20 protein-coding genes are annotated in these 16,365 nt (G+C 68.3%); 7 read left to right on the top strand and 13 right to left on the bottom strand.

From position 1 onward, the window contains the following. Positions 1-55: 55 nt before the first annotated feature. From lptM to EV678_RS09910, 5 genes are all read left to right on the top strand, one after another. Positions 56-229: an LPS translocon maturation chaperone LptM gene (gene lptM, locus EV678_RS16085; RefSeq protein WP_014236286.1), complete on the top strand. Its 174-nt coding sequence runs from the start codon at positions 56-58 to the stop codon at positions 227-229. Then, a complete protein-coding gene (lysA, locus tag EV678_RS09895; RefSeq protein WP_130459411.1) occupies positions 226-1,482 on the top strand; it encodes a diaminopimelate decarboxylase in 1,257 nt (418 codons plus the stop codon). The genes lptM and lysA overlap by 4 nt, the downstream gene beginning before the upstream one ends. 72 nt (positions 1,483-1,554) lie before the next feature. Then, on the top strand, positions 1,555-2,955 hold the full coding sequence (locus EV678_RS09900; protein WP_130459412.1) for an ATP-binding protein: 1,401 nt from the start codon (positions 1,555-1,557) through the stop codon (positions 2,953-2,955). Further along, on the top strand, positions 2,952-3,533 hold the full coding sequence (locus EV678_RS09905) for a response regulator transcription factor (RefSeq protein WP_014236283.1): 582 nt from the start codon (positions 2,952-2,954) through the stop codon (positions 3,531-3,533). The genes EV678_RS09900 and EV678_RS09905 overlap by 4 nt, the downstream gene beginning before the upstream one ends. 306 nt (positions 3,534-3,839) lie before the next feature. Then, positions 3,840-4,259, top strand: coding sequence for an RNA-binding S4 domain-containing protein (locus tag EV678_RS09910; RefSeq protein ID WP_130459413.1), 420 nt, complete (start codon positions 3,840-3,842; stop codon positions 4,257-4,259). Here EV678_RS09910 and napF read toward each other — a convergent pair. From napF to EV678_RS09975, 13 genes are all read right to left on the bottom strand, one after another. Continuing rightward, complete coding sequence (napF, locus tag EV678_RS09915) at positions 4,256-4,756, bottom strand: ferredoxin-type protein NapF (RefSeq protein ID WP_130459414.1); 501 nt, start codon at positions 4,754-4,756, stop codon at positions 4,256-4,258. The genes EV678_RS09910 and napF overlap by 4 nt on opposite strands. A gap of 102 nt (positions 4,757-4,858) precedes the next feature. After that, positions 4,859-5,728: an ethylbenzene dehydrogenase-related protein gene (locus tag EV678_RS09920; RefSeq protein WP_014236280.1), complete on the bottom strand. Its 870-nt coding sequence runs from the start codon at positions 5,726-5,728 to the stop codon at positions 4,859-4,861. 109 nt (positions 5,729-5,837) lie between these two features. After that, the gene (locus EV678_RS09925; protein ID WP_014236279.1) at positions 5,838-6,428 is read right to left on the bottom strand and encodes a NapC/NirT family cytochrome c; all 591 of its coding nucleotides are present in this window, start codon (positions 6,426-6,428) and stop codon (positions 5,838-5,840) included. A gap of 283 nt (positions 6,429-6,711) precedes the next feature. Next, a complete protein-coding gene (gene ccmI, locus EV678_RS09930; RefSeq protein WP_130459415.1) occupies positions 6,712-7,575 on the bottom strand; it encodes a c-type cytochrome biogenesis protein CcmI in 864 nt (287 codons plus the stop codon). Beyond that, positions 7,572-8,087: a cytochrome c-type biogenesis protein gene (locus EV678_RS09935; RefSeq protein WP_130459416.1), complete on the bottom strand. Its 516-nt coding sequence runs from the start codon at positions 8,085-8,087 to the stop codon at positions 7,572-7,574. The genes ccmI and EV678_RS09935 overlap by 4 nt, the downstream gene beginning before the upstream one ends. Next, positions 8,084-8,668 carry a DsbE family thiol:disulfide interchange protein gene (locus EV678_RS09940; protein WP_130459417.1) on the bottom strand — a complete coding sequence of 195 codons (585 nt, stop codon included), beginning with the start codon at positions 8,666-8,668 and terminating at the stop codon, positions 8,084-8,086. The genes EV678_RS09935 and EV678_RS09940 overlap by 4 nt, the downstream gene beginning before the upstream one ends. Before the next feature lie 17 nt (positions 8,669-8,685). Continuing rightward, the gene (locus tag EV678_RS09945) at positions 8,686-10,677 is read right to left on the bottom strand and encodes a heme lyase CcmF/NrfE family subunit (RefSeq protein WP_130459418.1); all 1,992 of its coding nucleotides are present in this window, start codon (positions 10,675-10,677) and stop codon (positions 8,686-8,688) included. A 10-nt stretch (positions 10,678-10,687) separates the two neighbouring features. Further along, the gene (gene ccmE / locus EV678_RS09950) at positions 10,688-11,206 is read right to left on the bottom strand and encodes a cytochrome c maturation protein CcmE (protein ID WP_014236274.1); all 519 of its coding nucleotides are present in this window, start codon (positions 11,204-11,206) and stop codon (positions 10,688-10,690) included. Then, positions 11,203-11,397 carry a heme exporter protein CcmD gene (gene ccmD, locus EV678_RS09955; RefSeq protein ID WP_014236273.1) on the bottom strand — a complete coding sequence of 65 codons (195 nt, stop codon included), beginning with the start codon at positions 11,395-11,397 and terminating at the stop codon, positions 11,203-11,205. Before ccmD ends, ccmE begins: the two co-directional genes overlap by 4 nt. 1 nt (position 11,398) lies before the next feature. Further along, positions 11,399-12,151: a heme ABC transporter permease CcmC gene (gene ccmC, locus EV678_RS09960; protein ID WP_130459419.1), complete on the bottom strand. Its 753-nt coding sequence runs from the start codon at positions 12,149-12,151 to the stop codon at positions 11,399-11,401. Beyond that, on the bottom strand, positions 12,148-12,816 hold the full coding sequence (gene ccmB / locus EV678_RS09965) for a heme exporter protein CcmB (RefSeq protein WP_014236271.1): 669 nt from the start codon (positions 12,814-12,816) through the stop codon (positions 12,148-12,150). The genes ccmC and ccmB overlap by 4 nt, the downstream gene beginning before the upstream one ends. Further along, positions 12,816-13,433: a cytochrome c biogenesis heme-transporting ATPase CcmA gene (gene ccmA, locus EV678_RS09970; RefSeq protein ID WP_130459420.1), complete on the bottom strand. Its 618-nt coding sequence runs from the start codon at positions 13,431-13,433 to the stop codon at positions 12,816-12,818. Before ccmA ends, ccmB begins: the two co-directional genes overlap by 1 nt. 200 nt (positions 13,434-13,633) lie before the next feature. Beyond that, positions 13,634-14,644 (bottom strand): cytochrome-c peroxidase, encoded by a 1,011-nt coding sequence (locus EV678_RS09975; RefSeq protein WP_014236269.1) that lies wholly within the window; start codon positions 14,642-14,644, stop codon positions 13,634-13,636. A 368-nt stretch (positions 14,645-15,012) separates the two neighbouring features. Here EV678_RS09975 and EV678_RS09985 point away from each other — a divergent pair, with 368 nt between their 5' ends. Continuing rightward, positions 15,013-16,002, top strand: a complete 990-nt coding sequence (locus EV678_RS09985; protein WP_165397498.1) for a nickel-dependent hydrogenase large subunit — start codon at positions 15,013-15,015, stop codon at positions 16,000-16,002. Continuing rightward, entirely contained in the window at positions 15,995-16,339 is a 345-nt protein-coding gene (gene hypA, locus EV678_RS09990) for a hydrogenase maturation nickel metallochaperone HypA (protein WP_014236267.1), read from the top strand. The genes EV678_RS09985 and hypA overlap by 8 nt, the downstream gene beginning before the upstream one ends. The last annotated feature ends 26 nt before the right edge of the window (positions 16,340-16,365 follow it).

Here is a 16,365-nt window from a genome sequence, read left to right on the forward strand (position 1 = left end):
GGGCGGCCTCCTGGGGTCCTCTCCTTGCGCCCGAATTCCAAGTGAGCCGTAAGCCATGCACCCACGTTATCTGATTGCCGGCCTGCTGGCCCTGACGCTGACCGCCTGCGGCAGCAGGGGCTCCCTGGTCCTGCCGCCGCCTGCCGACGGGCAGGCCCGGCCGGCACCGAACACCGGCGCCAATCCTAACATGCAGTCCCCCTCCCCTTCCCAGATACAGCCGCAATGACCTTCTTCTCCCGCAAAAACGGCGTCCTGCACGCCGAAGCCGTTGCCCTGAGCAGCATCGCCGCCCGGTTCGGCACGCCCACCTACGTCTATTCCCGGGCCGCCCTGGAAGCCGCCTACGGCGAGTTCCGCGATGCCCTGGCGGCCCATCCCGCCGGTGCCGGCGGCCTGGTCTGCTACGCCGTCAAGGCCAACTCCAACCTGGGCATTCTCAGCCTCTTCGCCCGCCTTGGCGCCGGTTTCGACATCGTTTCCGGCGGCGAACTGGAACGGGTCCTGGCGGCCGGCGCCGAGGCCGGCAAGGTGGTCTTCTCCGGCGTCGGCAAGACCGAAGCGGAAATGGCCCGGGCCCTGGAAGTGGGCATCCGCTGCTTCAACGTCGAGTCCGTGCCCGAACTGGACCGCCTCAACGCCGTCGCCGTGCGCCTGGGCAAGAAGGCCCCCCTGAGCCTGCGGGTCAATCCCAATGTGGATGCCAAGACCCACCCCTATATTTCCACCGGCCTCAAGCAGAACAAGTTCGGCGTCGCCTACGAGGATGCCCTGGCCCTCTACCGCCGTGCCGCCAGCCTGCCCGGCATCGAGGTCACCGGCATCGACTGCCACATCGGCTCCCAGCTGCTCGACGCTTCCCCCTTTGCCGAAGCCCTGGACAAGGTGCTGGCCCTGGTGGACCAGCTGGCCGCAGCCGGCATCCGCCTACACCACATCGACCTGGGCGGCGGCCTCGGCATCCGTTACCTGGACGAAGCGCCGCCCCGGGTGGCCGATTACCTCACCCCCCTGCTGCAGAAGCTGGAAGGACGCGGCCTGCAGGTCATCCTGGAGCCGGGCCGCCGTCTGGTGGGCAATGCCGGCCTGCTGCTGACCAAGATCGAATACCTGAAGCCGGGCGAGGAAAAGAACTTCGCCATCGTGGATGCGGCCATGAACGACCTGATGCGCCCCGCCCTTTACGATGCCTACCACGACATCGTCGAAGTGGCTCCGGGCAATGCCGCCAAGGCCAGCTACTCCATCGTCGGCCCCATCTGCGAATCCGGCGACTTCCTCGGCCACGGGCGGGAACTGGCGGTGGTGCCGGGCGACCTGCTGGCGGTGATGTCCGCCGGCGCCTACGGTTTCTCCATGAGCTCCAACTACAACACCCGCCCCCGGGCCGCCGAGGTCATGGTGGACGGGGACCAGGTGCACCTGGTGCGCCGCCGCGAGACCGTGGCCGAGCTGTTCGCCCTGGAAAGCCCCCTGCCCTGACCCCCGCGGGTGCCGCGGCAAAATGTCGCAGCGGCACCCCACATCCCCTCGCACCGCCCCGCGGGCGCTAGAATGGCGGCGATGCCTGCCGCCACGCCCTCCCTGCCCGCCACCCCATCCGTCGCCTCCGGCCAGCCCCTGGCCCGGCTGGTCATGCTGCGCCGGATCGAAGTGCTGGCCCAGGGCCTGGTCCTGGTGCTGGCCGCCGGATGGCTGCGCATTCCCCTGGAAGTCCTGCCCATGGCCGCCGCCAGCATCGGCCTGGGCCTCTTCAATCTCTACACCCAGTGGCGCCTGGGCCGCGCCCGGCCCGTGGGCGACCGGGAATATTTCTGCCAGCTCCTGCCCGACGTGCTGGTACTGACCCTGCTGCTCTATTACGCCGGCGGCTCGGCCAATCCCTTCGTCTCCCTGTTCCTGCTGCCCCTCACCATCGCCGCCGCCACCCTGCCCGGGCGCTACATCTGGGCCATGGCCGGCATCACCCTGGGGGCCTACACCTTCCTCATGTTCTTCAACCTGCCGCTGCCGCCGCCCCAGGGCGACCTGGCCCGGCTGGACGAAATCCTGGCCCGGGCCAGCGGCGTCGCCCCGGAACACGCCGGCCACGGCGGCGGCTTTGCCCTGCACGTGCTGGGCATGTGGTTCAACTTTCTGGTGAGCGCCCTCATCGTTGCCTTCTTCCTTTCCCGCCTGGCCGCCACCCTGCGGGAGCGGGAACGGGAGCTGGGCGAGGCCCGCCAGCGGGAGCAGGAGCGGGCCCTGCGCCACGAGCAGATCCTGGCCTTGGGCACCCTGGCCGCCGGCGCCGCCCACAAGCTGGGCACGCCCCTGTCCACCATGGCCGTGGTGCTGCGGGAACTGGAGCTTGAACACGGCCAGACCCCGGCCCTGGGAGAAGACCTGGCCCTGCTGCGGCAACAGGTGGACCTGTGCAAGCGCACCCTGACCCAGGTCCTGGCCTCCGCCGGCGCCGCCCGGGAAGGGCAGGAAGCCGCCCCCGCCCGGCCCCTCGGCCAGTGGCTCAATGAGTTGCTCGATGGCTGGCGCGTGCTGCGGCCCCGGGTGCGGGTGGACTACCAGTCGGCAGATGGTGACGCCGAGCCTCTGGTGCAGGCGGAGCCGAGCCTGGAGCAGGCCCTCATCAACATCCTGGACAACGCCGCCGACGCCTCCCCCGAAGGGGTCGAAGTGCGCAGCCGCTGCCAGGGCGAGGACTGCATCATCGAATTCCTCGACCGGGGCCCGGGCCTGGACCCGGCCCTGGCCCCGCGCCTGGGCCAGGCCTTCGTCAGCACCAAGGACGACCCGACCCAGGCCGGCGGCAGCGGCATCGGCCTGTTCCTCACCCGGGCCACCCTGGAACGCTTCGGGGGCCGCCTCGAACTGTGCAACCGGCCGGCCCCGGAAGGCTCCGGCGCCTGCTGCCGCATCACCCTTCCCCTCGCCGCACTGAACCGCCACAGGCCATGAACGACACCCTTCCCGCCAGCACCGACGCCCTCGACGGCCCGGACAACGACTGCCCCACCCTGCTCCTGGTGGACGACGACGAAGTCTTCCGCCGGGTCCTCACCCGGGCCCTGGAACGCCGCGGCTACCTGGTGACGCCGGCGGACAGCGCCGAGAGCGCCTACGCCCTGGCCAGCGCCAACCCGCCCGAATATGCGGTGGTGGACCTGAAGATGCCCGGCGACTCGGGCCTGGTGCTGATCGAAAAGCTGGCCGCCCTGGAGGCGGGCACCCGCATCGTCATGCTCACCGGCTACGCCAGCATCGCCACGGCGGTGGAGGCCATCAAGCTGGGCGCCACCCACTACCTGGCCAAGCCGGCGGACGCCGACGAGATCGTCGCCGCCCTGCAGCGCACCGCCGGCGACGCCACCACGCCGGTGGCCGACTCGCCCCTGTCGGTGGACCGGCTCGAATGGGAACACATCCAGAAAGTGCTGGCGGAACACGGCGGCAACGTCTCCGCCACCGCCCGGGCCCTGAAAATGCACCGCCGCACCCTGCAGCGCAAACTGGGCAAGCGCCCGGTAAGGGAATAGGGGCCGCCCCCAGGCCATCACCAGGGGTACACCCCGCCCCTCCGAGAGGCAGAAGGGACGCCACTCTTCGGAATGCCATCCCGGAGATGCAAGCAGCACGGGCATTCCAGGCCAGGCATCCACATGCCGACCACTCCCGACGGGAAACTGGCCCCAACAGCCGCTGGGGCGGCCGGCACCACGGCAGGATGGGCATAGACCGGGGAGCGCGCTAGACTGCGGCCGGCGGCTGGTGCCGCTTGCCTGGCGCCAGCCAGCATCCCCGAGCCGCGTTCTACCCCAACCCTTTCAGCCTCTCCACGCCCCATGGTCGACGACACCCCCCTGCCCTACATTCCCGGACTCAGCCGCGACGGCCGCCTGCGGCTGGACAAATGGCTGTGGGCCGCCCGCTTCTTCAAGACCCGGGCCCTGGCCCAGGACGCGGCGGAGGGCAACAAGGTCAAGCTCAACGGCCAGACGGTGAAGGCCTCCCGGGAGGTCAAGGCCGGCGACCGCCTCGACATCGGGACGGGTCAGGAACGCTGGGAAGTGACGGTGCTGGCGGTCAACGGCCAGCGGCGGCCGGCGCCGGAAGCCCGGCTGCTGTATGAGGAAAGTGCGGAATCCGTGGCGCGCCGCGCCACCGAGCAGGAACAGCGGGCTCTGGCCCCCTCCCCCGGCCAGGACAGCCGGGGCCGCCCGACCAAGCGGGACCGGCGCCGCCTGGACCGCTTCGCCGGCTAATCCGGACGGCCGATGCTGATGGCCGCCGTCGGGCAGGGCGCCAGGCAGGCGCCGCAGCCGGTGCAGCGGTCTTCCAGCAATACCGGCAGGGCCGGGCCGCCGGCCCGGGCGGGAAAGCGCAGGGCGCCCTCGGGACAGAAATCGCCGCAGCTGCGGCACTCCACCTGCTGCCGGGCAAGACAGGCCTCGCCGGCGGCGGCCTTGTAGGACCAGGGTTGCCGGTCATCCTCCCGGCGCAGGGCCCGGGGCCGGCAGGCGCTGGCGCACTGGCCGCAGAAGGTGCATTCCCCCTGGCGGAAATCCACCACCGGCGGCTGGCCGGGGGCCAGCGCCGTCAGGATGCCGGTGGGACAGACCCGGATGCAGTCGCCGCAGCCGGTGCATTGCTGCAGGAAGGCCGCCTCGTCCACGGCCCAGGGCGGCCGCAGGGGCGCCGCCGGGGCGCTGCGGCCGCGGAAAAAGCCGCGCCGGGACAGGTTGGCAGGGGGATGGCTCAAGACGGCGTGCTCCGCGGCAGTAGCAAAGAAAAAGGCGGGGCAACTGCCCCGCCCCAATTGGCCGCAAAGCCAACTCGCGAAGATTTGCGGCCCGAGAGATCGTTACTGCTTGGCGGCGGTCACGTCGGCCTTGGCACCGACGCCCAGGCTGTAGCCGAAGGAAACGTGGTGGAAGCGGCCGCCGGCGTGGTCGTCGTGGATGGCGAAGCCGAAGGGCACGGTCTTGCCTTCGGCCAGGGCCACGTCGCCTTCGCCGCCGGTGAGCTTGCGGGTGAAGGTGACGGTCCAGGTGTCGCCCTTCTTCTCGCCCTTGGCATCCACCAGGGCCTTGCCGCCTTCCATGACGCGCTTGTCGGCGATGTAGCCGTCCACCGGCTTGGCGCCCTTGCCGCTCTTCCACTGGATCAGATCGTAGTAGACGCCGCCGGCCACATTGCCGTCCTTGACGTACTTGGTCTTCTTGTCGTCGGCGCCGGGCATGGTGCGGGCGTCGGTGTGGCAGCTCTGCCAGCAGCCGACCTGGTCGGCCAGGGGCACCTTGTCGCCGGCCAGCAGCACGGTCAGCTTGACCTCGTTGTCCTTGTCCAGCTTCTCGCCGCCGCTGGCGGGCTGCTTCCAGGAGAAGCGGAAGTACACGTTGTCCTTGTCGTAGGCGGCCTGGACGTTGACCGGGATGGAGCCGGCCTTGCCCTTGGGCGGGTTCGGTTCCAGCTTCTCGCCGGAGACCACCTTCTTGCCGATGTCGGCGATTTCCTCTTCGTGGCAGCCGGTGCAGGCCTCGCCCTTGCGGATGCCCTTGGCGCCGCTGTGGTCGGTGCCCTTGGTGATCCACTCGATGCCGGAGGTGCCCGGGTAGAACACGGTGATCTTCTTGGCGGGGACCTTGGACCAGTCGGGAGCGGCGAAAGCGGCCTGGCTGCCCAGGGCCAGCATGAGGCCGACGGCGGAGGCGATGGCGGTTTGCTTGAACATGGTGTAACTCTCCATTCTTGATTTGGGCTCGGGGAGCCGGCTGCTTGGTTCAGGGGCGGGGCCTTGCTGCGCCCCGCCGGTTACGGCCTGCCGTAGGATTCGACGCAGATTACTCGTCGTCGTCCTCGGGCATGTTCTGGGGTTTGTGGTGGGCAATACCCTTGTGGCAGTCGATGCAGGTCTTGTTGTCCTTCTGGGCCAGCTCATGCATCTTCTTGGCGCGGGGCTTCTGCTTGTCCGTGTTCATGCCGTCGAAGCTGTGGCAGTTGCGGCACTCGCGGGAATCGCTCTTCTTCATCCGCTCCCACTCGTGGGTCGCCAGTTCCAGGCGCTTGGCCTCGAACTTTTCCTTGGTGTCGATGGTGCCGGTGAGCTTGCCCCAGACTTCCTGGCTGGCCTGGATCTTCCGCTTCATCTTGTGCACCCAGTCCTTCGGCACGTGGCAGTCGGAGCAGACGGCACGCACGCCGGTGCGGTTGGAGTAGTGGATGGTCTGCTTGTATTCCTGGTACACGTTGTCCCGCATCTCGTGGCAGGAGATGCAGAACTCCAGGGTGTTGGTGGCTTCCATGGCGGTGTTGAAGCCGCCCCAGAAAATGATGCCGCTGACGAAGCCGACGGTGATCAGCGCAAACAAGGAATACTTGGCGCTGGGCTTCTTGAGGGTGGCCCAAAGGCCGGTTTTCTGATTCTCGGACATGATGCGCTTTCTCTCCCTGAGGCCGGCAGCAGGGCTGAAATGCCCGAACCGGACTTCTCTCTATCGTGGGAAGCAGTCTAGCCGAGGCGAAAAGCCCGGATATTTGATGCGGGTTAATTCCGCGCAAAAACGCGGAACGGCCCGTGCGGGCCGTCCGAGACGCTGCTTAAACACTGGAAAATCAAGGATTTCACAAGGACCTGCCACCCCAGGCAGGATGGACGCGCCTCTCCGGCAGGGAGCGCCGGAAAGTGGCGCCCCGGCTGCCTTGCAGACCTGCCGCCTACTTGCGGGCGGCCTTTTTCCCCGGCTGGGCCTCGGCCTTTTCCCGCAGGCGGGCCAGGGCTTCCTTGAGGGAGGTCTCCTCTTCCGAGCCCGGTTCCACCATGGGCAGCAGCCGTTCCCAGTAGCCGATGGCGGCCTTGTAGTCCTCCCGCTCGCCGGCGGCGACGCCCGCCAGGATCAGGGCCTGGGGCTCTTCCGGATTGAGCTTGAGGGCCTGGTTGATGAGCTGGGTCGGCTTACCGGCGAAACGGCCTTCGCTGAGGCTGGCCAGGGTTTCGGCGTAGTCGGTGAGCAGGGCGGCGTTTTCCTGCAGCAGCTTGCCGCCCTTGGCATAGGCGTCGGCGGCCTGCTGCAGGCGGCCCAGGGTCTTGTAGGAGCGGGCCAGCATGATCCAGCCCTTTTCGTCGTCCGGATTGTCCTTCATGCGGGCGGCCAGCTTGCCCACCATGTCGTTGATCTGCTCCGCCGTCACCTGGGGCTGGGCCTGCAGGTTGCGCGGGTCCAGGGCCTTGGGGTTGCCCAGCAGGGTGTAGCCCAGCAGGGCGGCGGCAGGCAGCAGCAGGGCCAGGACGATGGCGGTGGGGCGGCTCGGCCCCTGGCGCGGCGCGACCGCCTCGGCGGCCACGTCCACCTCTTCCAGCAGGCGGCGCTGCAGTTCTTCCCGGGCCTGCTGGTAGTCGGCTTCGCCCAGGGTGCCGGCGGCCTTTTCCTTTTCCAGCTCGGCTTCCTGGTCGCGGAACACGGCCAGGTTGGCCTGACGGCGGTCAGCCCGGCTCACCGCCCGGCCCCTGAGCAGAGGCGGCAGCAACAACAGGACGACGAGGGCCACCAGGACGGCGGCGGCGATGGCAAAGGCGGTCATTGGGCGGAATCTTTCTTGTCGGAGGCGGCGGCTTCCTGCAGCAGGGTTTCGGCGCGGCGGCGCTCGGCCTCGGAAAGGCCGCCGCCGGCAGCGGCCGTGGCGGCCACGTTACGCCGGCGCAGGTAGCGCACCAGGGCCACCAGGCCGACCACCAGGATCAGCAGGGGACCGAACCACAGCAGGGCGGTGTTGTTCTGCACCGGCGGCCGGTAGAGGACGAAGTCGCCGTAGCGGGCCACCATGAAGTCGAGGATTTCCCGGTCGCTCTTGCCCTGCTGGATCATGCCGCGGATTTCCCGGCGCAGGTCCAGGGCCAGGTCGGCGTTGGAATCGGCAATGGTCTGGTTCTGGCAGACCAGGCAGCGCAGCTCGGCGGAAATTTCCATGAGGCGCTTTTCCGCCACCGGGTCGGCAGCCAGGTCGGCCGCTTCCTTGGCCTGCAGGGAGGCGAAGGGGGCCAGGGCCGCTAGGGCCAGGCAGGCGGCCAGGAACAGTCGCTTGAAGGGGCTCATTTGTTCAGCTCCGCCACCAGGGGCAGGATTTTCTTTTCCAGCACCTCGGGGGTGATGGGGCCGATGTGCTTGAAGCGGATGACGCCGGCCTTGTCGATCAGGTAGGTCTCGGGAGCGCCATAGACGCCGTAGTCGATGGCGACGCGGCCGTCCAGGTCCATGATCACCGTCTGGTAGGGATTGCCCTTGGCCGCCAGCAGCTTGCCGGAGCGCTGGATGGCCAGGGCCATTTCCTTCTCCGGGGTGTCGGGCTTGCTGTCCAGGGCGCCGTCGCCGCGCACTTCCTTCCAGTTGAAGCCGACGATGGGCAGGTAGTTGCGCTTGGACATTTCCACCAGCACCGGGTGCTCCTGCACGCAGGACGGGCACCAGGTGGCCCAGACGTTGAGCAGCCACACCTGGCCCTTCATCTCCTCGGGGGAGAAGGTCTTGGCCGGGTTGTCCAGGCGCGGCAGGGCGAAGGCCGGGGCCGGCTTGCCCACCAGGGGCGAGGGCACTTCCCGGGGATTGAGGTTGAGGCCGATGGCCAGCAGCACCACCAGGACGATGAAACCGATGAGGGGCCAGAGGAACTTGTTCATGGTCGTGTCAGGCTCGTTCAGGCCGCGGCGGAAGAGGCGGCGGCGGTTGGCGTGGCGGCCCGGGCCTTGACCCGGTAGCGGCGGTCGGCGATGGCGATGAGGCCGCCCAGGGACATCAGCAGGCAGCCGCCCCAGATCCAGTCCACGAAGGGCTTGTAGTAGACCCGCACGGCCCAGGCGCCTTCCGGCTGGCTCTTGTTGATGGGCTCACCCAGGGAGACGTACACGTCCCGGGTCAGGCCGGCGTCGATGGCGGCCTCGGTCATGGGCATGGCGGAGGAGGCGTAGTTGCGCTTTTCCGGATGCAGCACCTTGTCCAGCTTACCGTCCTTGAGCAGCTCCACCTCGCCGCGCAGGGCCAGGTAGTTGGGACCTTCCACCTGATGCACGCCGATGAAGCGGAATTCGTAGCCCACCAGATGGACGCTGTCGCCCGGCTCCATCTTCACGTCCTTCTCCACCTCGTAGTTCTTCACCAGGGTGACGCCGACGACGAACACGGCGACGCCGATGTGGGCCAGGTGCATGCCCCAGAAGCTGCGGGGCTGCTTGAAGACGGCGGCAGCGAAGGAAAGGTCGCCCCGGGTGGCGCGCACCCGCTGCAGGAAGTTGAGCACAGCGGTGAGGGTGATCCAGGCGGCCACCAGGATGCCGACGGCCACGGCGGTATGCCAGGTGCCGTAGATGAAGGGCACGGCCACGCCCACCAGCACGGCGGCGGCGAAGGCCCAGCGCAACAGGCGGGCGATCTCGGCCAGGCTGGCTTCCTTCCAGCGGGCGAAGGGGGCCACGCCCATGAGGAACAGCACCGGCACCATCAGGGGCGCGAAGACGGTGTTGAAGTAGGGCGGGCCGACGGAAATCTTGCCGGCGTTGAGGGCGTCGATCAGCAGCGGGTAGAGGGTGCCGAGGAAGACGGTACCGCAGCCCACCACCAGCAGGACGTTGTTGGTGAGCAGGAAGGATTCCCGGGACACCAGACTGAAGCGGCCGCCCAGGCCCACCTTGGGGGCGCGCCAGGCGAACAGCACCAGGCTGGAGCCGATCACCACCACCAGGAAGGCGAGGATGAAGATGCCCCGGGTCGGGTCGGTGGCGAAGGCGTGCACCGAGGTCAGCACGCCGGAACGGACCAGGAAGGTGCCGAGCAGGGACAGGGAGAAGGCGCCGATGGCCAGCATCACCGTCCAGTTCTTGAAGCTGCCGCGCTTTTCGGTCACCGCCAGGGAGTGAATCAGGGCGGTGCCCACCAGCCAGGGCATGAAGGAGGCGTTTTCCACCGGGTCCCAGAACCACCAGCCGCCCCAGCCCAGCTCGTAATAGGCCCACCAGGAGCCGAGGGCGATGCCCAGGGTGAGGAAGATCCAGGCGGAGGTGGTCCACGGCCGGGACCAGCGGGCCCAGGCGGCGTCCAGCTGGCCGGAAAGGAGGGCGGCGACGGCGAAGGCGTAGGCCACGGAGAAGCCAACGTAGCCCATGTAGAGCATGGGCGGGTGGAAGACCAGGCCCGGGTCCTGCAGCAGGGGATTCAGGTCGCGGCCTTCCTGGGCTGCCGGCAGCAGGCGCTCGAAGGGGTTGGAGGTGACCAGGATGAAGAGCAGGAAGCCGGCCGCCACCAGGCCGAGGACGCCCAGCACCCGGGCCACCATGGGCTCCGGCAGCTGGCGCGACAGGGCCGCCACGGCGAAGGTCCACAGGGACAGCATCAGGGCCCACAGCAGCAGGGAGCCTTCGTGGCCGCCCCATACGGCGGAGAACTTGTACAGGGTGGGCAGCAGGGTGTTGGAATGCTGGGCCACATAGACGACGGAGAAGTCGCTCTGCACGAAGGCCCAGGTCAGGCAGCCGAAGGCGAAGGCCACCAGCAGGGCCTGGGCCATGGCCGCCGGACGGGCGACGAGGACCCAGGGGGTACGGCCCTGATGGGCGCCCACCAGGGGCAGCACGCCCTGCACCAGGGCGACGCAGAAGGCCAGGATGAGGGCGAAGTGCCCGAGTTCGGGGATCATGGGGTCGCTCTCAATACTTCAGGGTTTTGGCCGCAGCCTTCTCGGCTGCCTCGACGGCCGCCTTCTTCTCGCCGGCTTCCGCCGCGGCCTTGTTCTCGCCGGCCTTGGCATGGGCGTCGGCAACGGCCTTCTGGGCTTCCGGCGGCATGTAGTTCTCGTCGTGCTTGGCCAGCACCTCAGTGGCGACGAAGAGGCCAGCATCATCCAGCTTGCCCTGGGCCACGACGCCCTTACCTTCCTTGAACAGGTCCGGCAGGATGCCCTTGTACTGCACCGGCAGGGTCTGGTCGGTGTCGGTCACGGCAAAGCGGACGCTGACGCCGTCGGCCAGGCGCTCGACGCTGCCTTCCTTGACCAGGCCGCCGATGCGGAAGGTCTTGCCCTTGGGCGCCTCACCGGCCAGGACCTGGGTGGGGGAGAAGAAGAACACCAGGTTGCTGTTGAAGGCGTTCAGCACCAGGGCCGTGCCGATGCCGAGAACCGCCAGACCGGCGACGATGAGGGCGATGCGCTTGTGACGGGCTTTCAACTTTCTTCACTCCTTTGGGCCAGATTCTCGGCAGTGATCTGCCGCTTCAGGCGGGACAACAGGTTCTTACGACGCCGGGCGACGATGATCGGTTCCACCGCCATGATGAGGGCGGTGACGCCGAAGGAACCCCAGACGTAAAAGGCGTAACCGCCCATGGCGAAAAACTCGGAGGCGCTGTTCCAGTGCATCTCAGGACTCCTTGCCGGCCAGCAGCTGGCGCACCCATTCGGTGTGCCGCTCCCGCTCCAGCATGATGTTGCGGGCCCGCCCCAGGGCCACGGCGATGGAATACATCCAGAAGCACAGGGCCACCAGCAGCATGGCCCAGAGCATGGTGGCGGCCATGGAGGGGGACTTGGTGAGGGAGACGGAAGCGCCCTGGTGCAGGGTGTTCCACCACTTCACGGAGAAATAGATGATGGGGATGTTCACCACCCCCACCAGGGCCAGCACGGCGCCGGCCTTGTCGGCCCGGCGCGGGTCGTCGATGGCGGACTGCAGGGCGATGAAGCCGATGTAGAGGAAGAGCAGGATCAGCTCGGAGGTCAGCCGCGCATCCCACACCCACCAGGTGCCCCACATGGGCTTGCCCCAGAGGGCACCGGTCCACAGGGAGAGGAAGGCCATCAGCGCCCCGGTGGGAGCCAGGGCGGTGGCCATCATGCCCGACAGGCGGGTGTTGAAGGCCAGGCCCAGGGCGGCCCAGAAGGCCATCACCAGGTAGATGAACATGCTCATCCAGGAGGCGGGCACGTGGATGAAGATGATGCGGTAGCCCTCGCCCTGCTGGAAGTCCGTGGGGGCCACGAACATGCCCAGGTAGAGGCCGGCCGCGCCGAAGACGACGGAGAGGGCGACGAACCAGGGGATCATCTTGCCCGCCAGGGGGTAGAAGGTCGCCGGGGAGGCGAACTTGAACCAGTTGATCAGTCGATTGTTCATTCGAGAGATATCTTCAAGGCCGCCGCGGTCGCCCACGGCGCGAAAAACAGGCTGCCGGCCAGCAAGGCGCCGAGCAGGGACAGATGGGCTTCGAAGCCCAGGCCGGAAACGGCTGCATCGACAGCGCCGGCACCGAAAATCAGCACCGGAATATACAGGGGCAGCACCAGCAGGGAAACCAGCACGCCGCCGCCCCGCAGGCCCAGGGTCAGGGCGGCACCGATGGCGCCGATGGCCGAGAGGGAGGGGGTGCCCACCAGCAGGGCCAGGGTCAGCACCAGGAGGCCGTCGGCGGACAGGTCGAACTGTAGGCCGAGAACCGGCGCCAGCAAAGTCAGGGGCAGCCCGGAGGTGAGCCAGTGGGCGGCCATCTTGCCGAGCACGGTGACCGGCAGGGGCTGGGGCGCCAGCACCAGCTGTTCCAGGGTGCCGTCCCGGTAGTCGTCACCGAAGAGGCGCGGCAGGGTCAGCATGGTGGCCAGCAGGGCCGCCACCCACAGCACGCCGGGGGCCATCTTGCGCAGCATGTCCATCTCGGGGCCGACCCCCAGGGGAAAGAGGCTGACGACGATGATGAAGAAAAACAGGGCGGAAACCAGATCGGCCTGGCGGCGCAGGGCCAGCTTCAGGTCCCGGGCGATGACGGCGAAGAGCAGGTCGAGCATCAGGCCCCCAGCCGGTATTCGCGGAGGTTGCCGGCGGGAATGGTCACCGCCTGGTGCGTCGTCATCACCGCCAGGCCGCCCCGCTGCAGGTGGGCGCCGATGAGGCCGGCCACCATGTCCACGGCGGCCACGTCCAGGGCCACGAAGGGCTCGTCCAGCACCCACAGGGCGCGGCGCTCGTGGATCAGGCGGGCCAGGGCGACGCGGCGCTTCTGGCCCTGGGACAGGTATTTGGCCTGCAGGTCTTCCCGCCCGGCCAGGCCGACGGCGTAGAGGGCCTCCAGGGCCTGCTCCTCGGAGAGGGGCTCGCCGGCCAGACGGGCCGAGGCCAGCAGGTTCTCCAGGGGCGTCAGTTCTTCCTTGATGGCGTTGTGGTGGCCCATGTAGCACAGCTCGGCCCGGTAATCCTCGGCCAGCTTGCGGATCGGCTCGCCGCGCCAGGTGATCTCGCCCGCCACGGGCTGGGCCAGGCCCACCAGCATGCGCAGCAGGCTGGTCTTGCCGGCGCCGTTTTTGCCCTGCAGGTTGAGCAATTCGCCGCCTTCCAGGCGAAAGCTCACCCCGGCGAACAGGCGACGGTCACCGCGTACGCATTCCAGTTGGGAGGCTTCCAGCATTGATGAGGGCGTCCAGGCAATCTGGGCGGGATTATGGAGGCGAGAGTGTAGCGGCTCTTTGATGGGAAACAAAACCGGTGCAAATTATTCCCGGCAGCCCGGATTATGGGCTATCCGGCACCTGTTCCCAATAGCCGGAAGCATTTAGGTGCAGAAAAAAACGGGGGCCACGGCCCCCGTTCCAAGTCGAGAGGCGCTGCTTACTTCTTGCCGAAGGGCTGGGGACGCGGGGTGGCGTCGGCAGACGGCGGCAGGATCGGCAGCTTGAAGCTGGGCTGGTCGCCGGTCAGGGTCTTCAGGAAGGCCACGATCTTGGCGTTTTCCTCATCCGTGAACTTCTTGCCCAGCTGGATGCGGCCCATGGTGTCCACCGCTTCCTTCAGGGTGTTGGCGGCGCCGTCGTGGAAGTAGGGGTAAGTCATTTCCACGTTGCGCAGGGTCGGCACCTTGAAGTTGAAGCGGTCCGCATCCTTGCCGGTCACGGCGACCCGGCCTTCGGCGGCGCTGGAAGCCTTGTACGGCTCCACCACGCCCATCTTCTGGAAGGAGTTGCCGCCCACGGCCGGACCGTTGTGGCAGGCGACGCAGCCGCTGTCCTTGAACAGCTTGTAGCCTTCCAGCTCGTTCTTGCTCAGGGCCTTCTGGTCGCCCTTCAGCCACTTGTCGAAGCGGGAATTGGGGGTCACCAGGGTTTCCTCGAAGGCGGCGATGGCCTTGGTGATGCCGTCGATATCCACCTTGTCGGAGCCGAAGGCCTTCTTGAACTCGGCCACGTAGCCGGGAATGGACTTCACCACGTCCACCGCCAGGGTGTGGTTGGAGGCCATTTCACCCGGGTTGGCGATGGGGCCGCCGGCCTGGGCCTTGAGGTCGGCCGCACGGCCGTCCCAGAACTGGGCCACGTTGAGACTGGAATTAAGCACGGTGGGCGCGTTGATGGGACCTTCGTTCCAGTTGTGGCCGATGGAGGTCTTGATGTTGTCCGTGCCGCCCATGGACAGGTTGTGGCAGGAATTGCAGGAAATGAAGCCGGACATGGACAGCCGGGGGTCGAAATACAGCTTCTTGCCCAGTTCCACCAGGGCCGGGTTGGCCACCTTGGCGGGCTTGATCGGCTGGATGGGCTCGTTGCCAGCGGCTTGCGCCAGGCCGGCAAGGCCCAGGGTGGCCGCCAGGACGATGGCGGTCGGCGTGATCTTGAGTTGGAACATGTGTCACTCCCTTCGGGTTATGGAAATATTGTGCCGCCATTGTCCACCCCGTGAGTAGGGTCTTGTTGACGTAAGTCAATGTTTTTCAATGGTTTTTGGCTATACATCCTATAGCTTTCGCCTATACACCCTTACGGCGGCGGTCCCCGGACAACATCCGCCGCCGGCCTTCAACGCCTGTATTGGCCGGGGATTCCGGAGCAATCGGCGGCCCCGCCGCCGTCCCCCGGGAAGCCGGCCCTCATCGCCACACCGGACGGGCCGTACGGCCCTCGCCCGCCCCTATCTCCCGCCCCCTTGACGGTAATCAAGGCGACGGCGGCCCCGATCCCCTAGGGTAGCGGCTTTTTTGCGGGAGGCAGGCCGGCATGGGCCAGCACGAGGGAAACGACGGCGCGCTTCAACTGGCCCTGGAATGGGACGGCCAGGGCATTGCCGCGGCCCGCGTCGCCAGCCCCCGCCCCCTGGCCGCCCGCCTGCTGCAGGGCCGTCCCGCCGCCGAGGCCGGCGAACTGGCGCCGCGCCTGTTCACCCTCTGTGCCGCCGCCCAGGGCAGCGCCGCCCGCCGGGCCCTGGCCGCCGCCGCCGGCGCCCCGATGGCCGAGCCGGATGGAGCCGAACGGCAGCGCCTGAGCCGGGAGATGATCGGCGAGCACCTGTGGCGCCTGGGCCTGGACTGGCCGCCTCTGCTGGGCCTGCCGCCGCGCAAGGAGGCCCTGGTGGCCTGGCGCAAGGGCCTGCCCGCCGCCGATCGGCCCCAGTGGCGCAGCTTCGCCGCCCATGCCCTGGAACTGCCGCTGTGCGCGGCTCCCGGCACGGACCTGCTGGAACACCTGGATGCATCCGCCTGGTGGCAATCCCTCCCCGGAGAGCGGGACTGGGACTGCCTCGCCGCCCATGCCCTGGCCCCGACCCTGGCCGGCCGGCCCCGGGAAACCGGCGCCGCCGCCCGCTGCCGCCGTCAGCCCGAGGTGGCCGCCCTGTGGCAGGCCGGCCGCCGTGCCGCCGCCCGTCTCCAGGCCCGCTGCCTGGAACTGGAAGCCCTGCTCGACGGCCATTGGGACCCGGCCTGGGTGGACGCCTGCAGCCCGGCCCCCGGCATCGGCCTGGCGCGGGTGGAAACGGCCCGGGGGCCCTTGCTGCATCTGGTGGCGCTGGCTGCCGGCACGGTGCAGCGCTATGTTATTGTTGCCCCCACGGAATGGAACTTTCACCCGGCCGGCGCCTTCGTCCAAGACACCACCGGCCTGCCCGCCCCGACCCCGGAAGCCGCCCGGCACATGGCCCGCTGCATCGCCCTGTCCCTGGACCCCTGCGTCGCCGTGGGCATCACCCTGGATACGCACCACCATGCATGAGATGTCCCTGGCAGAGGGCGTGCTGCAAATCGTCGAAGACGCCGCCCAAGGCCCCCAGGGCTTTGCCCGGGTAAAGACCGTCTTCCTCGAAATCGGCCAGCTCTCCTCGGTGGAGCCGGAGGCCATGGCCTTCTGTTTCGAGGCGGTGAGCAAGGGCACGGTGGCCGACGGCGCCAAGCTGGAAATCGTCAGCGTCCCCGGCGAGGGGCTGTGCCTCTCCTGCCAGAAGACCGTGCCCCTGGCCCAGGTGTACGACCCCTGCCCGGAATGCGGCGGCTACCCGGTACAGCCCACGGCCGGCACGGAAATGCGGGTGCGGGAACTGGAAGTCGATTGAGGGCCAGCCCTCACCACAGAATTCAG

This window comes from Azospira oryzae (assembly GCF_004217225.1).
Taxonomy (GTDB): Bacteria; Pseudomonadota; Gammaproteobacteria; order Burkholderiales; family Rhodocyclaceae; genus Azospira; species Azospira oryzae.

Bases quoted from the DNA above. Each gene is read 5' to 3' on its own strand.
- lptM (WP_014236286.1), top strand. From the start codon at position 56: ATGCACCCACGTTATCTGATTGCCGGCCTGCTGGCCCTGACGCTGACC.
- lysA (WP_130459411.1), top strand. From the start codon at position 226: ATGACCTTCTTCTCCCGCAAAAACGGCGTCCTGCACGCCGAAGCCGTT.
- EV678_RS09900 (WP_130459412.1), top strand. From the start codon at position 1,555: ATGGCGGCGATGCCTGCCGCCACGCCCTCCCTGCCCGCCACCCCATCC.
- EV678_RS09905 (WP_014236283.1), top strand. From the start codon at position 2,952: ATGAACGACACCCTTCCCGCCAGCACCGACGCCCTCGACGGCCCGGAC.
- EV678_RS09910 (WP_130459413.1), top strand. From the start codon at position 3,840: ATGGTCGACGACACCCCCCTGCCCTACATTCCCGGACTCAGCCGCGAC.
- EV678_RS09920 (WP_014236280.1), bottom strand. From the start codon at position 5,728: ATGTTCAAGCAAACCGCCATCGCCTCCGCCGTCGGCCTCATGCTGGCC.
- EV678_RS09925 (WP_014236279.1), bottom strand. From the start codon at position 6,428: ATGTCCGAGAATCAGAAAACCGGCCTTTGGGCCACCCTCAAGAAGCCC.
- ccmI (WP_130459415.1), bottom strand. From the start codon at position 7,575: ATGACCGCCTTTGCCATCGCCGCCGCCGTCCTGGTGGCCCTCGTCGTC.
- EV678_RS09935 (WP_130459416.1), bottom strand. From the start codon at position 8,087: ATGAGCCCCTTCAAGCGACTGTTCCTGGCCGCCTGCCTGGCCCTAGCG.
- EV678_RS09940 (WP_130459417.1), bottom strand. From the start codon at position 8,668: ATGAACAAGTTCCTCTGGCCCCTCATCGGTTTCATCGTCCTGGTGGTG.
- EV678_RS09945 (WP_130459418.1), bottom strand. From the start codon at position 10,677: ATGATCCCCGAACTCGGGCACTTCGCCCTCATCCTGGCCTTCTGCGTC.
- ccmD (WP_014236273.1), bottom strand. From the start codon at position 11,397: ATGCACTGGAACAGCGCCTCCGAGTTTTTCGCCATGGGCGGTTACGCC.
- ccmC (WP_130459419.1), bottom strand. From the start codon at position 12,151: ATGAACAATCGACTGATCAACTGGTTCAAGTTCGCCTCCCCGGCGACC.
- ccmB (WP_014236271.1), bottom strand. From the start codon at position 12,816: ATGCTCGACCTGCTCTTCGCCGTCATCGCCCGGGACCTGAAGCTGGCC.
- ccmA (WP_130459420.1), bottom strand. From the start codon at position 13,433: ATGCTGGAAGCCTCCCAACTGGAATGCGTACGCGGTGACCGTCGCCTG.
- EV678_RS09975 (WP_014236269.1), bottom strand. From the start codon at position 14,644: ATGTTCCAACTCAAGATCACGCCGACCGCCATCGTCCTGGCGGCCACC.
- EV678_RS09985 (WP_165397498.1), top strand. From the start codon at position 15,013: ATGGGCCAGCACGAGGGAAACGACGGCGCGCTTCAACTGGCCCTGGAA.
- hypA (WP_014236267.1), top strand. From the start codon at position 15,995: ATGCATGAGATGTCCCTGGCAGAGGGCGTGCTGCAAATCGTCGAAGAC.